This is a genomic window from Lacipirellulaceae bacterium, from assembly GCA_040218535.1.
Classification (GTDB): domain Bacteria; phylum Planctomycetota; class Planctomycetia; order Pirellulales; family Lacipirellulaceae; genus Adhaeretor.
Window position 1 is genome coordinate 782881 of sequence record JAVJRG010000005.1, and the last position, 13411, is coordinate 796291.

The window sequence follows — 13411 nt, forward strand, 5'->3', positions numbered from 1 at the left end:
TCAAGCGTAGATCGTGAGTTTAAGCGAGAGTGACAGGGCGGGGAACCGCGGATTAGCGATTAAATATGTCGCCTAAGCGAGATGGCCCCAAGCAAGAATGCCCCATACAAGAAGGCCCAGATAAAAAGGTTACGTTGAGTAGCGGGAGCGAAGCTCGGCAAGATCGTCGAGCCAGCATTCCATCAGCGTGTTCTGGTTGGCATTTCGGCTGAGCTGTTCTTCCGCCTCCAGGCAGCGATCGAGAGCCGCCAGCGCAAAGTCCGCTTCCCCAGTGTTTTCTCCCGGCAGAAGCTGAGAAAACGTACCGATTGCGGAAGAGAGGAGAGTGCGGAACCGTTGCCGACGGGCCTCAGCATCTTTGCCGGCAGCGGTGACGATGCCCATCAGGTCCGTGGATAGTCGCGGTAAATCCATTTGGGAACTAGTAAGCTGGGTGGCGAGCCGGCTACGGGCGTCGCGAAGCTCAGCGTCAGCTAATTCAGCCGCCTTGCTGAGGCTGCCATTGGCTTCTGCCGCAAGCGAATCAGCCGTTTGAGCATCAGCGGCGATGCCCTGCTCGACAAGCAGCGAGGCGAGATCTGAGGCCGGCAGTGGGTGAAAGCGGACGATCTGTGATCGCGACAGGATCGTCGGCAGTTGCCGGCTGCGACTTGTGCCAATAAGGATGATCACAGCCCCCGGAGGTGGCTCTTCGAGGGTTTTCAACAAGCAGTTCGCGCTTTCGGGAGAAAGCCAGTCGGCGTCATCGATAATGGCCACTCGGCGACGTCCCAGCATTGGGCGCATCGCCAAGTTGTGGCACATTCCCTCTTTATTGCGATGCTCTCGATCTCCCAGAAAGAGATCGATCGGTAAGGTCCGTTTCCCCTCAGGCCGCGCGATACGATCAATGTCAGGGTGATTCCCCGCGGCGTGCATCTTGCACGATTCGCAAGTTTCGCACGGGGAAAGCGACTGCTCATCGGCGCTGGAGCACAGCAGAACTTTCGTCAGGGCTTCAGCGAACGCTCGCTTCCCAATTCCGTCTGAGCCGACGAAAAGGTACGTCGAAGCCAGCCGACCACACGCCAGACTCTGGCGGAATCGCTCGACAACCCCGTCGTGGCCTCGAATTCCCTGCCACATAGATGGTTTCTCTTCTCGCGAATTCGTACGTGTTGAGTAAGCTAACGACGATGTGCATTATGTCATAATCTCAATTCGCCCGCGAGCTAGCGAAAACTTCGATCTCTACGCGCCACATGCCTGACGAAGCAGACCAACCTGAATACACATCGTTTGGGTGCAAGCTCTGTGGCACGCGGCTCGGCTTCAAAATCAAACACGTCGGCAAAAAGACAAAGTGCCCCGACTGCGGCACAGTCAATCGTATTCCGCCGCCAGAGCCGAAACAGAAGGTTCCAACACCAGCGGCTATGGAGGGCGAGCAATTTGAAGTGTGGGGAGTCGATGAAGCACCGCTGCCCGAGGAGATGGTCGCCAACCAGCCGAAGCTTGTCCCCGTGAGCTGTCAGCACTGCGCGACGCTGATGTACGCTCGCGAAGAACACCTGGGCAAAAAGGCCAAATGTCCCGATTGCGGGACGAAAACCCCGATCACTCGCCCGAAGGCTGAGTCGCCCGTTGGGCCGGTTGGTGTTCCCGACGGCGAGGAGTACCAACTCGATCCCGAGTCTGCACCGACTCCTCGTCCGGTGCCAAAGCCGGTTGCTCTCCGTCATGCGGAACTCAAGGAAGAGACGCGAAAAGCAGCCGAGGAGCGCGAGAACGCCGGACGAAAGCGAAAGAAGAAAAAACGGGCCGCGCTCAGGGAGAAGCCTGTCCAGTTTCCGCTCGTGCAACGGGTGCCGGCGATGTTGCTTACGGTGCCGGTGATTTCTCGTTGGGTGGTTTTGTCACTGAGTCTGATAGTCGTGGTGTGGTTCGGCAACTTTGGAATGACCGATGCGCAGAGTAAATTCCAGGCTATCGCGATGGTTTGCTTCTTCGTGGTCGCCGTCATCCTCGGTCTAATCTGGCTAGCCGCAGCTGCGGCTCTTTGGCTTGCGATCCTGACCGAGAGCGCCGACGGGCATGATGAGCTGCATCACCCGCCCAGCACGAATCTGCCCGACTGGTTTGGTGAGACGGCCTACTTCGTCATTGCCGCGACCGCCAGTGCCGCGCCAGCCGTCGGTCTGGGTAGTCTTATCACCAAGATCCAGCAGGCTGATTTGCTAAATGTCGATCTGCCTTCTGGTGCGATCGCTGTGATCGGATGGCTGGTTGTCTTCCCGATCGCGATTCTTTCCTCATTGGAGCAGGGCTCAGCTTTGGCGGTTTTCTCGCCGAAGATCGGGAAGAGCTTGCTCGGTTGCTTTCCCACGTGGCTGTTTTTTTACGCCGAATCGATTCTGCTGATGGGCGGCACGGCGATGGCCAGCGGCTGGCTGGTGTCAAAACATCCGCTATTGATATTTCTAGCCGCACCTCTGATGTTCGGGGCGACGCTGCTTTACTTCCGGCTCATTGGGCGACTTGCATGGTGCCTGAGCGAGCTGACAGCGGTTGAAGTTGCAAGCGAAAGCTCGTCGTGACGACCCAGGAACCTAGAAAAGTTGAGGACGCAGACTGGGGGCTCGCTCCACTCGTCCCCAGCCACTCTTTGGAATTACTTGAAGTAGTTCACCGCGTTCAGAAAAACAGCCAAGCCCGCCCCTTCTTCTGGCAAGTCAGGCGTGCGTGTCCACCTCGGGTGCTGTGTGCGATCAACGAATCGCTCCGGGTGCGGCATGAGCCCAAACACTCTCCCCGACTCGTCGGTCATTCCGGCAACATCACCAGTTGCACCGTTGGGATTGTCTCCGTCGGCGTAGCGGAGAGCGAGCTGACCTTTTGCGACGAGTTTCTCAAAGGTGGCCTCATCCGTGGTTGCGAAACGACCCTCCGCGTGGGCGATGGGAAGATACAGTCGATCGATTCCTTTGAGAAAAACGCAACGCGAATCGTCAGCTTGCAGATTGACCCAGCGATCAATGAAACGCCCTGACTCGTTCCAGTCGAGTGTTGCCGTCGGGCCGTTCTCCTCTTCATGATCGAGTAGGCCGCTTTTGATTAGCACTTGAAAACCATTGCAGATGCCAAGGATCAGTTTCCCGGCTTCACGAAAGCTCTTAAGCGAATCGGCGAGGTGATGTTGCAGTTGATTGGCGAAAATACGCCCGGCGGCAACGTCGTCGCCATAGCTGAATCCGCCCGGCAAGCAAAGAATCTGATAGTCGTCGGCCAGTTTTGGAGCTTCCAGCCAGCGATTCAGATGCAGAACGGTCGGCTCTCCGCCCGCCAAGGTGAAGGCATGAGACGTTTCAACATCGCAGTTGGTGCCAGGAGCTCGAAGGACAAGAATGCGGGGTGTCATGTGGGGAGTGATGAATATTGAGTGATGAATAACGAAATTGAGCCGTAGGCGTAAGCTCTCGGGTTGAACTCTCGCACGCTCACCAATCGAGCGGTGCCTGCCAGGATTGCTTCAGTTCGGCAATCGAACAATCGACTTGTCGCTGAGCCGCGAGGTCGATCGTAAGCCGCCCTGAATCATTAACCGTGCCGATCTTGGCAAACGCGACCCCGCCGAGGGTCGCTTCAAACGCGGCTTGGTTTTCGGGTCGCACTTCACACAAGAAGCGACTGTTGGATTCGCTGAAGAGTCTTTGGATGATTCCTAAGGAAACTTCTTTCACCGGCATCGCGTCTAGTGAAAGCTCAGCACCAAGTCCGCCAGCGAATGCCATCTCGGCTGCCGCGGCAGCCAGACCTCCTTCGCTGAGGTCGTGGCAGGCAGCGACTTGGCCGGCGGAAATGGCCCGATGGAGGGCGGCAAAGATCGCTTTCGCCTGTTGCGGATGCACAACAGGTACCTGTCCACCTTCAAGCTCGTTGACGAGCGCGAAGTGCGAACCACCCAGTTCATCGGCGGTGGTCCCGACCAAGTAGAGCAGGTTGCCCGCTTGTTTGAGGTCCATTGTGACGGCTTTGCCGACATCCTCGATCTGGCCCATGGCGCTGATTAGCAGCGATGAAGGAATCGCAATCGTTTGCTTCTCGCCATTGTCGTCGACATAGCTGAACTCGTTGTTCAGGCTATCCTTGCCGCTGATGAAGGGCGTTTCGAAGACCAGCGAAAGGTCGTGGCAGGCGAGTGCTGCGCGAACCAGTGCCCCGAGCGTCTCATTCCGCTCGCAATCGCCCCAGCAGAAGTTATCAAGCACGGCGATACGGCTCGGGTCGGCACCTACGGCAACGCAGTTGCGCATCGCTTCGTCAATGGCGCTGGCTGCCATATGGTAAGGGTCGTGGTCTCCATAGCACGGGTTCATGCCGTTGCTGATGACAATCCCCTTTCGTGAAGTCAGCACGGGCCTGACGATCGCCGCATCGCTGGGGCCATCGTTCTCGACGCCAACCAACGGCTTCACGACACTACCACCTTGCACTTCATGATCGTACTGCCGGATGATCCACTCTTTGCTGGCAACATTCAGCGAGCCAAGGATCTTCAGCAGGTCGCCGTTGTAGCTCTCTTTCGTGGGCAAACTGAGTGGCTTCACCTCGGGAGGAGAATACGTCGCTTCGCGAACGACCGGCGGGCGGCCGTTGTGGAGCAAGTCCATCGAGAGATCGCAGACCGTCTCTCCGTCGTATTTCAGGACAAGCCGACCTGTCGGTTCAAACTTACCAAGGACCGTCGCCTCGACTCCTTCAGACTCGCAAAGCTGATGAAGCTGTTCCCAGTTCGATTCAGGGACGCTCAAGACCATCCGTTCTTGCGCTTCAGAGATCCAAATCTCGGTGTAAGTCAGCCCGTCGTACTTGGTGGGTGCCTTTTCAAGCCAGACTTCGGCACCGATTTCCTCGCCCATCTCGCCAACAGCGCTACTGAACCCGCCGGCACCGCAATCGGTGATGGCGGTGAAGAGTTCCTGATCCCGAGCTTCCAGGAGCACGTCGAGGACTTTCTTTTCTTCAATCGCGTTTCCGATTTGCACGGCTCCGCCGGAAAGACTTTCACTTTCGCTGGTGAGTTCCGCACTGGAGAAGGTCGCCCCATGGATTCCGTCGCGACCCGTGCGACCACCGACGGCGACAATTAGATCGCCGGGTTGCGGCTCTTTGAAAGACTTCTCCTTCGGGATAATTCCGACGTTGCCACAATAGACCAGCGGATTGCCAAGGTACCGTGGATCGAAGAACACGGCGCCGTTGACCGTGGGGATGCCCATGCGGTTGCCGTAGTCGCGTACCCCTTCCACCACGCCACGCATCACGAGCTTTGGGTGCAGCACCCCTGGCGGAAGCGATTCGGCAGGGGTGTCTGGTGGAGCGAAACAAAACACGTCGGTGTTGCAGACCGGCTTGGCGCCCATGCCCGTGCCGATGGTGTCGCGAATCACCCCGCCCAGGCCCGTGTTTGCTCCACCGTAGGGCTCCAGTGCGGAGGGGTGATTGTGGGTTTCGACTTTGAAGGCAATGTTGAATTGGTCGTCAAAGCGGACGATGCCCGCGTTATCTTTGAACACGCTGACGCACCAATCGTCCTCACCCCAGCGGGCCCGCAATTCTTGCGTGGCGGCGAAGATGGTCTCTTTCAGCATATTTTCGAAACGCTGTTCGCCTTTCTCGTCGCGATAGGCAATTCGACCAGCGAGTGTTTTATGGCTGCAATGTTCGCTCCAGGTCTGCGCAATGGTTTCCAGCTCGATGTCGGTTGGCTCTCGTCCTAGTTCCTGGAAGAACTTCTGGATGGTCTGCATCTCTGCCAGTTGCAAGTAAAGCTGGCCGGTCTTGCTCAGCGTCGCGAGACCCGCGTCGTCGAGATCGCGAATCGCGGTGTGGCGGATTTCAAACTCGTAACGGCTACCGAGTTGTAGTTTGTCGAACGGTAGTGGTCCGACGATCACTTGCTCGATCGCGTCGTTGGCGAGCAGTCGCTTGCTGATCTCATCGACCCGCTTGTCATCAATACCGCCGATCCAATACTTGCGCAGCGTACGCACGGCGTCGATGTCATAGCCGAAATCACGCGCGGCGGCTTCCGCGCTTTGGGCTACGGGGTCCATTACGCCTGGCTTCAGCAGCACGTGCACAAGTTGGGCCGATCCATTGGCCGTGTGGTGCTCAGGCGTTTTAATGAGAGCCGCATTTCCAACCGGAGCAACGATCGCGTGCTCAACGACCGGATCGCCGAACAGTTCGCGAGCCAATTGCTGGGCGGCTGCCCCGTCGAGTGATTCGCCTTGGACGAGGTAGCCACGGGCCGACGCGGCTTCGAGGCTTTCCGCCAAATGAAGGTCTGCCGCGTCACGGGCAAGTTGCGCTGCCGCACGATCGTCGTCCTGGTGACGGGGGTGGAGGTCAATCTCCCAGAGCATTTCGTATCCGTTGAGCTTTGGTTAGAAGTTGTTCGAGGGCGTCCCAATCCTGCTGTTCGCAGGCGGTTCGTAACTGGGTCAAGTTATCTTCGTAACCTGCGAGGGCTTCGAGAAGGGCAGGGCGGTTGGTTGCAAAGATTTGTTTCCAAAGTCCTGGATCAGAGGCAGCAATCCTTGTGGTGTCGCCCCAGCCTCCGGCGGCAAAGGGGAGGAACTCTTCAGGGGTTGTCCCTGCCAGTGCGTAAGCGACCAGATGGGGTAAATGGCTTGTGGCAGCCAAAGCCTGATCGTGGTCGCTGGGGGTGAGCTGCATCGTTTCAGCCCCCAGACGCTGCCAGAACTGCGAAATAGCGTCGGTCGTCTCTTGAGGAGTCGCAGCCGTGGGCGTGACGATTACCTTGCGATCCACCAAGAGATCACCGTCCGCGTATTCAGGACCGCTGCGATGCCCTCCGGCGATCGGATGGCTGCCGACAAAACGAGGTGCGATATCAGGGGCTTGAGCCGCTACCGCTTCGCAGATTGCTGATTTGGTACTGCCCGCGTCGGTGAGCAAGGCTTCAGGAGCGGCCTTCCCGGCGGCTATTGTCAGCTCAGCGATCTGCTGAACGGGCGTGGCGACGATCACCAGCTCTGCGCCGGCCACTCCGCTAGCCAGATCGAGGCTCGCTTGGTTAATCGCACCAACGTCGAGCGCCTTATCGAGGCTCTCCTGCCGACGACCGACGCCCACAACAGTTTCTGCCAGCTCACGCTGACGGATCCCCTTGCCGATCGAACCTCCCAGCAGACCAACGCCGACGATCGCAATTCGTTGGAAGCTGGGCATAGGGCTTTGCGGCATGGGGAAACAAGCAAAGCTGACAGTCTAACAAATCAAGCTCCCGAGCGGCATGGGGTCGCCTTTTCTCTCACCTTAATCATCTTGCTGAACTATTTTGAACCACGAATGAAACGAATATCGCGAATCTTCTCTGGTCGCTTGGAGGGTTGTTTAGCATCACCTCATTCGTGTTATTCGTCCTATTCGTGGTTCCCAAAACACCAGTCCAAGAAGCGTGAGTACGATCGTCGAAGGTTCGGGGATGAGTGCGATAGCCGTCGGAGCGAATAGCGACCAGTTTCGCTCCCGTTGCCAATCCAATAGATCGGCCCCGTCGGCGAAGCCGTTTCCCGTGATGTCGCCTTCACTTGTGAGCCCACCGTAGTCATCCGACCACAAGGCAAGATCCAGTCCGTTGACTGCCGCGTCGAGGTTTAGGTCCGCGGGCGAATCGGTCGGGGGAGTTCCCCAGCCGTAAGCGAGTGTTCGGATACGAATATCGCTGGAGCCTGCGGGGCCCTCGTCTCCCCATTTGAAGACGTTCGGGTGATTCTGAATGATCGGCGACCAACTTGTGAGGAACTCGCCATCGAAAAAGAGTTGGCCACTGCCGCCGCCCGGGTTTGCTCTCAATTCGAAGGTGTGATAGTCGGTCCCAGAGCCGTCGGTGGTAAGCGGAATGGTTTGTTGAGTCGTGCCGACGAGCCGGGCTTGCAGATTGTTACTGCTATTGAGCTCGACATACGCAAGGTAAATCCGATTGTTGAAGTAGACGCTCATGCCGGTGCTCGAATCCGTGGTGTCGCCCGGCAATCGAAAGTGGCTACGAAACCACCAGCCCTGATTCGTCGCGTTGTTGACGAAGCTGTTGTAGAGAACAGCCTCGTAGCCGGAGTCAGGCAGTTGGGTGCCGCTGGGAACCTGAACACGCCAGCCCGCAAAGCCATCCGCTGCGTCGTTCGCGACCGAAGTACCGATCCCTTGGCTTTGAAAGGGTCGTCGAAACGCGCCGAATAATTCTGGTGCGAACGCGATGTTCGTGTCGCCTACTTCGTACCAGCCACCAACCCCAGCCTGGCAGGACGAACTGTCCAAGCAAGCTAGCATTAGTAGTCCAACGAGAAGGTTTCGAGCTCGTGATTGTTCGAAGAGTCGATAAGCCATAGCGAGTGGGTTCACTTTGAGGTTTCTCAGAGCAGCATCAAACCCGGCAAGGTTCCTCTAATCGGTCTTACGCAAATTGCTGTTCCCATGATCCCAGAAAACTGGGAAAAATCAGTTGATAATCAGCGCAAGCTATGCCTTTTGCGGACTGCCGCGGTACAATTCGGCCTGAGAGCCTAGGTGCCAACGACAACCGTGTCGTTCGGCATCAATTCAATTCAATAGCCGCTATCCGCATTAGTGGCCAGAGGACTATCAGTTAGAGGGGCTGGCCTCCCTCGCAGCTAAAGAAGACCCATGATCCGTTTCAAATTGTTCGGCCTGTCAACGCTTGCCCTATTGATTACAAGCACCGCTTCCGCCCAGGAATGGGCCGAGAAGATGTTCGAGAAGCGGGAGCACAACTTCGGCACGGTGGCTCGCGGGGCTGAGACGGTTTACAAGTTTGAAGTGACGAACATCTATAAGCAGACGATGAACATCGTCGGAGTCCGCACCAGTTGCGGATGCACGACGCCTACAATCGAAAACGGAACCTTCAAAACCCACGAAAAAGCCTACATCGTCTGTAAGTTCAATACGCATACGCACACTGGCCAGAAGGCGGCGACGGTGACCGTGACTTTTGGGGCTCCGTATCCTGCGGAAGTGCAGATCCGCGTCCACGGCAACATCCGCAGCGATGTGGTATTCACACCCGGAGCGGTCGAGTTTGGCGAAGTCGCTGAAGGTGACATGCGTGAACAAGTGATCAACGTCAGCTACGCAGGTCGCGAAAACTGGGAAATCGTCGATGTCACCAACGACAACGAGCATTTCGAAGTCGAGCTCAAGGAAATGTCACGCGCTAGCGGTCGAGTTTCTTACGGCTTGTTGGTTCGCTTGAAAGATGATCTCCCGGTGGGTTATCTGAAGGACCAGCTTACTGTTGTTACGAACGACACAAGAGCCGATGCACAACGTATCCCGCTGTTCATCAGCGGAAGAATTCGACCCGAGTTTTCCGTCACGCCAGAAAACATTGTGCTAGGCACGGTTACGCCAGGGCAAGAAGTTACCCGGCGAATCGTGGTGCGCGGCAGTCAGCCGTTCAAGATTCAAGAAGTCAAGTGCGAAGACCAGAGCTTCGACTTCAAGGTCGATCCTGCTAGCAAACGCGTCCACCTCGTCGAACTGCGTTTCAAAGCGGGCGATGATGCGGGCAAGCTGCGTGCTCCGATCCAAATCATCACCGATCGCGGTGCGGGACGCGGGGCGACTTGTGTCGCTTCAGCGATCGTGGCCCCGAAAGCCGAAGCGACTCGCACCGCTGCTAGCAACGCACGCTAGTCTGTAGAACGGGCACTCCTGCCCGTTCGTCATTCAAGAGAGACGGCCAAGAGTGGCCGTACTACTTCGATTGACGTACTAACTGCACGTTGACATACTCCGCCCACGATGGAGTATCCCTTTCGATTCTCGCTGGCTTTCTGTGCGCTGACTTCTTGCCTTCTGCTTCTGGCAACAGAAAATGCGCAGGCGGTCGAGTATGCGCGGAATGCAGACGAACTGAGAGTTCCTGCAAAGCATTATTATCCGCCGGACCAATCGACGGCCCCTGACGGGGGCGAGTTGCTTGAGTGTGAAGGCTGCGACGCGTTTGGTGAGCCCGTCTACGACGACGAGCTCTACATGCAATACGACGCGGCTCTCTGGCGGCCGTTCGATCTGCTACGGGACTTTGGCTTCCGACATTCGGCAACACATGGGCGGCATGTAGGTCGCGGCGTTCCACTGGAACGCACAAGCTGGCTCAACCGGCCCTACCACGTCGACTGGTTCCTTGGTCCTCTGCTGAGTGACGACCTCGTCACCGGCAGCGTCGGGCAGTCGAATGATCTGTTCGGCGGAATTCGAATCGGTTGGGACTTTGATTACTACTGGGGCATCCAGGGTCGACTTGGTTGGTCGAATCCCGACATTCAGACCGCTGCGACCGCGGGAAATCCGCCTAGCGGGAACTACTTCGTCGGCGACATCGACATTCTCTACTACCCCTGGGGCGATACGAAGGTTCGCCCTTACATGCTGCTGGGCGTGGGGCTGGCGGAAGTGGGGTCGGTGAACCCCGACGGCTCTGGCAATGAAATCACGTTGCTGGGAATGCCTTTTGGCGGTGGCGTGGAATTCCCCCAGACGCCTTGGCTCGTGTGGCGGTTGGAGGTCTTGGACAATTTGGCATTCGGTGCCGATGGGGTCTCGACGATGCACAACATCTCGCTGACCGCCGGGATGGAGCTCCGACTGGGAGCACGCCCCCGCTCCTACTGGCCCTGGCGATCAAGCCGTAACGTTTGGTAGAACGGATTACTTCTCGTTCTCTCGACTCTTAGGAGCCGCCCTCCGTGGCGTTCCGCAGCCATTGATTCCATGCCCAGCCCAAGAGTTGCCATCATCGGAGGCGGAATCAGCGGCCTGACGGCTGCCTTTCAGCTGCATCGCCAGATGCCAACGGCAACGCTGCGGCTTTACGAAGCTTCGTCTCGGCTCGGCGGGGCTTTGAGCTCTCTGCCGCGAGAAGACTTTCTGATTGAGCAAGGAGCCGACAGCTTTATCACCAAGACACCCGACGCACTGGAGTTATGCCGTCAGCTTGGTGTCGAAAGCCGACTGATTCCCACCAATGAAAAGCATCGTCGGGCGTTGATCGTCCACAATGGCCAACTGGTGCCGGTTCCCGCAGGTTTTGTTCTGATGCGGGCAATGTCCGAGGAGGCCGTTCTGGCCTCGCCGATTCTCAGCGACGCGGGCAAGCAGCGGTTTCTTGAAGAGAAGCATGTCCCGCCCCATCCGAACTGCAACGAGCCCGACCACGACGAGAGCGTCGCGGGTTTTGCCATCCGCAGACTTGGCCAGGAAGTTTACGATCGGCTCGTCCAGCCACTGATGGGGGGCATCTACGTTGCGGATGCGCACAGGCTAAGCCTCCGGGCAACCATGCCCGATTTTCTCGAAGCGGAGCGTAAATATGGAAGCCTCTATGCATCGGTGCAAGCTCAGGCCGAGATACAAACCGAGGAGACTGGTGCCAGCGGGGCTCGCTATTCGGCTTTCTTGAGTTTTCCTAATGGCATGAGCGAGTTTATTGAAGCCCTAACGGCCTCCTTGCCTGAGGGTACCATTCTCTTGAATCAACCGGTCACCTCGATCCATCGTGCTGATTCTCGTTGGCAAGTAGCAACGATTGAATCCGAAATGCCAGTTGCATTCGACGCGGTGGTCCTCGCAACACCTGCCCATGTCAGTAGTCAGCTTCTCTCGCCCTTAGATGCGCAATTGGGTGAAGAGCTTCGTCGAATCAAGTCGGCCAGCAGCATTGTAGTGAGCTGTGCTTACCCGCTTGACCAAATAGGCCGCGAGCTGGACGGCTTTGGCTTTGTCATTCCTGAGAGGGAGGGACGGAAGATTCTTGCTGGGAGTTTCCTGAGCGTTAAGTTTCCGGGCCGGGCCCCTGAAGAAGTCGCCCTGATGCGTGCATTCGTTGGAGGAATGCTACAGAGCAAGTTGGTTGAGCTTGCGGATCAGCCGCTGCTTGAACTCGTGAAATCCGAGATAGCAGAACTGTTAGGGGTACAGGGTGAACCGCTGACGGTGGATATTGCACGCTGGCAATCCGCGATGCCGCAGTACGAGGTAGGGCATCTTGACCTTGTGGAGGAAATCGAGCATCTCACAGCTGAGCATCAAGGACTAGCGCTTGCGGGCAATGCGTACCGCGGCGTTGGTATCCCCCATTGCGTTGCCAGCGGGAAGCGTGCGGCGAAGGCCGTGTTGAATTCACTCGATGGCTGACTCAGGCGACTCTGTTTGGCACTGCTCGCCATTGCAGCGTTGGCAATCTTCGCCCGCTGGGCAGTTCGCTTGTTCCCCGGTAGCAAAAATGGGGCAGACGTAGCACTTTTCAGGTGCCTGCTCGCCACGGAAGTACTTTCTGCCGACGGTGACTTCAACGATCATCCCTAAGAGGACGATTGAAGCAAGCATCAGGAAAGCACGAGATCGTTTCACAGAAGAAACTCGATAATCAAGGCAGCGAGGTCGTTAGAGCTATTGCCAATTTTACCAACCCCGCAATCATCGAGCAAATCTCAGGGTGGACTACGCCTCTCACTCCGCTTCGCTTAGCCAGTGATCGACGTAATTCTCCAGAGCAGCGCGACGGTCTTTTAGCAACCGCTCTTCCATGCGGTGCTGCGTTGCAGCGCTTTGCCAGCTCTGGGCAAAAGGACCGGAGAGCTCAGCCTTCGCCGTATCGGTGAGCAAGTCCATCGCTCGTGTGTAGAGTCTTTCGCCATCCTGGTGCCACTGCTTGATTGCTGCCGAGTACGAGACGACGCGGACATTGACGCCATGCGTATCGAGGTCGTCCATCCGTTTCAGGGTATCGACGTGAACCTGCTTGCGGTTGGCCAGCAAATCGTAAAGCTGAGGCTGACCAGAGAACTGCGAGGCTTTAGCGGCAGCTCGCTTACTCTCGTCCAATGCCGTTAGTAGCTTTTCCCAATAAGCACGCGTCAGCTTGCGTTGCTCTTCGACAGGAACCTCTGGAGGCAAATGTTCGTTCACCGCTGAGGTGATCGTCTCTTGCCAGGTCTGCTCAGCGGCAGGTTCGTTCGCAGGTACGATGGATTCGTCCTGATTTTCTGCCAGCGTTGTTGAGGCATCGCCGGCGACGACAGGCTGTTCGATTTCTGTAGACTCCACGCCTGCGACACTCTCCTCGCCGGTCGGCTCGATGAGTTCCGTTTTTTCGAGAACCGAGAGAGCGATCCCTTTGACATCGACGCCAAGGTACATGGCACCAAGGACAGCCCCCACGATTACCGCGACAAAGCAGCCTGTGAACTCGAAGAAGGAGAGCCCACGGCGTGGGGCGGATCGTGGGAAACGGTTCGTAGGGTTTGAAGTCATGGGGACATCCAGATAGCAGACGTGGCTGCGCAGACCTTGTGCGCTTTCGAAAGGATAGCTTTCTGAG

The 13411-nt window shown here is 57.3% G+C and carries 11 protein-coding genes; 4 read left to right on the forward strand and 7 right to left on the reverse strand.

Annotated elements, in window-relative coordinates:
• Window positions 1–129 precede the first annotated feature (129 nt).
• On the reverse strand, window positions 130–1125 hold the full coding sequence (locus RIB44_03375; GenBank protein MEQ8615615.1) for a DNA polymerase III subunit: 996 nt from the start codon (window positions 1123–1125) through the stop codon (window positions 130–132).
• A 116-nt stretch (window positions 1126–1241) separates the two neighbouring features.
• Between RIB44_03375 and RIB44_03380 the strand changes: the two genes are divergently transcribed.
• Entirely contained in the window at window positions 1242–2576 is a 1335-nt protein-coding gene (locus RIB44_03380; GenBank protein MEQ8615616.1) for a hypothetical protein, read from the forward strand.
• A 74-nt stretch (window positions 2577–2650) separates the two neighbouring features.
• Here the strand turns inward: RIB44_03380 and purQ are convergent, their stop codons facing one another.
• From purQ to RIB44_03400, 4 genes are all read right to left on the reverse strand, one after another.
• Window positions 2651–3397, reverse strand: a complete 747-nt coding sequence (gene purQ / locus RIB44_03385; GenBank protein MEQ8615617.1) for a phosphoribosylformylglycinamidine synthase I — start codon at window positions 3395–3397, stop codon at window positions 2651–2653.
• A gap of 79 nt (window positions 3398–3476) precedes the next feature.
• Window positions 3477–6407: a phosphoribosylformylglycinamidine synthase subunit PurL gene (gene purL / locus RIB44_03390; GenBank protein MEQ8615618.1), complete on the reverse strand. Its 2931-nt coding sequence runs from the start codon at window positions 6405–6407 to the stop codon at window positions 3477–3479.
• Entirely contained in the window at window positions 6391–7251 is an 861-nt protein-coding gene (locus RIB44_03395; protein ID MEQ8615619.1) for a prephenate dehydrogenase/arogenate dehydrogenase family protein, read from the reverse strand. The genes purL and RIB44_03395 overlap by 17 nt, the downstream gene beginning before the upstream one ends.
• A 156-nt stretch (window positions 7252–7407) precedes the next feature.
• Window positions 7408–8337 carry a hypothetical protein gene (locus RIB44_03400; GenBank protein ID MEQ8615620.1) on the reverse strand — a complete coding sequence of 310 codons (930 nt, stop codon included), beginning with the start codon at window positions 8335–8337 and terminating at the stop codon, window positions 7408–7410.
• A gap of 354 nt (window positions 8338–8691) precedes the next feature.
• Here RIB44_03400 and RIB44_03405 point away from each other — a divergent pair, with 354 nt between their 5' ends.
• The 3 genes from RIB44_03405 to hemG all read left to right on the forward strand — a co-directional run bounded on the left by RIB44_03405 (window position 8692) and on the right by hemG (window position 12225).
• Window positions 8692–9723 (forward strand): DUF1573 domain-containing protein, encoded by a 1032-nt coding sequence (locus RIB44_03405; protein ID MEQ8615621.1) that lies wholly within the window; start codon window positions 8692–8694, stop codon window positions 9721–9723.
• A gap of 108 nt (window positions 9724–9831) precedes the next feature.
• Complete coding sequence (locus RIB44_03410; GenBank protein ID MEQ8615622.1) at window positions 9832–10734, forward strand: hypothetical protein; 903 nt, start codon at window positions 9832–9834, stop codon at window positions 10732–10734.
• Between the two features lie 69 nt (window positions 10735–10803).
• On the forward strand, window positions 10804–12225 hold the full coding sequence (gene hemG / locus RIB44_03415; protein ID MEQ8615623.1) for a protoporphyrinogen oxidase: 1422 nt from the start codon (window positions 10804–10806) through the stop codon (window positions 12223–12225).
• Here the strand turns inward: hemG and RIB44_03420 are convergent.
• Together RIB44_03420 and RIB44_03425 are read right to left on the reverse strand one after the other, a co-directional pair.
• Window positions 12211–12441 carry a hypothetical protein gene (locus tag RIB44_03420; protein ID MEQ8615624.1) on the reverse strand — a complete coding sequence of 77 codons (231 nt, stop codon included), beginning with the start codon at window positions 12439–12441 and terminating at the stop codon, window positions 12211–12213. The genes hemG and RIB44_03420 overlap by 15 nt on opposite strands.
• A gap of 99 nt (window positions 12442–12540) precedes the next feature.
• Window positions 12541–13344 (reverse strand): hypothetical protein, encoded by an 804-nt coding sequence (locus tag RIB44_03425; GenBank protein MEQ8615625.1) that lies wholly within the window; start codon window positions 13342–13344, stop codon window positions 12541–12543.
• Window positions 13345–13411: the final 67 nt, after the last annotated feature.

Bases quoted from the DNA above. Each gene is read 5' to 3' on its own strand.
- RIB44_03410 (MEQ8615622.1), top strand. From the start codon at position 9,832: ATGGAGTATCCCTTTCGATTCTCGCTGGCTTTCTGTGCGCTGACTTCT.
- purQ (MEQ8615617.1), bottom strand. From the start codon at position 3,397: ATGACACCCCGCATTCTTGTCCTTCGAGCTCCTGGCACCAACTGCGAT.
- RIB44_03425 (MEQ8615625.1), bottom strand. From the start codon at position 13,344: ATGACTTCAAACCCTACGAACCGTTTCCCACGATCCGCCCCACGCCGT.
- RIB44_03405 (MEQ8615621.1), top strand. From the start codon at position 8,692: ATGATCCGTTTCAAATTGTTCGGCCTGTCAACGCTTGCCCTATTGATT.
- hemG (MEQ8615623.1), top strand. From the start codon at position 10,804: ATGCCCAGCCCAAGAGTTGCCATCATCGGAGGCGGAATCAGCGGCCTG.
- RIB44_03375 (MEQ8615615.1), bottom strand. From the start codon at position 1,125: ATGTGGCAGGGAATTCGAGGCCACGACGGGGTTGTCGAGCGATTCCGC.
- RIB44_03395 (MEQ8615619.1), bottom strand. From the start codon at position 7,251: ATGCCGCAAAGCCCTATGCCCAGCTTCCAACGAATTGCGATCGTCGGC.
- RIB44_03400 (MEQ8615620.1), bottom strand. From the start codon at position 8,337: ATGCTAGCTTGCTTGGACAGTTCGTCCTGCCAGGCTGGGGTTGGTGGC.
- purL (MEQ8615618.1), bottom strand. From the start codon at position 6,407: ATGCTCTGGGAGATTGACCTCCACCCCCGTCACCAGGACGACGATCGT.
- RIB44_03380 (MEQ8615616.1), top strand. From the start codon at position 1,242: ATGCCTGACGAAGCAGACCAACCTGAATACACATCGTTTGGGTGCAAG.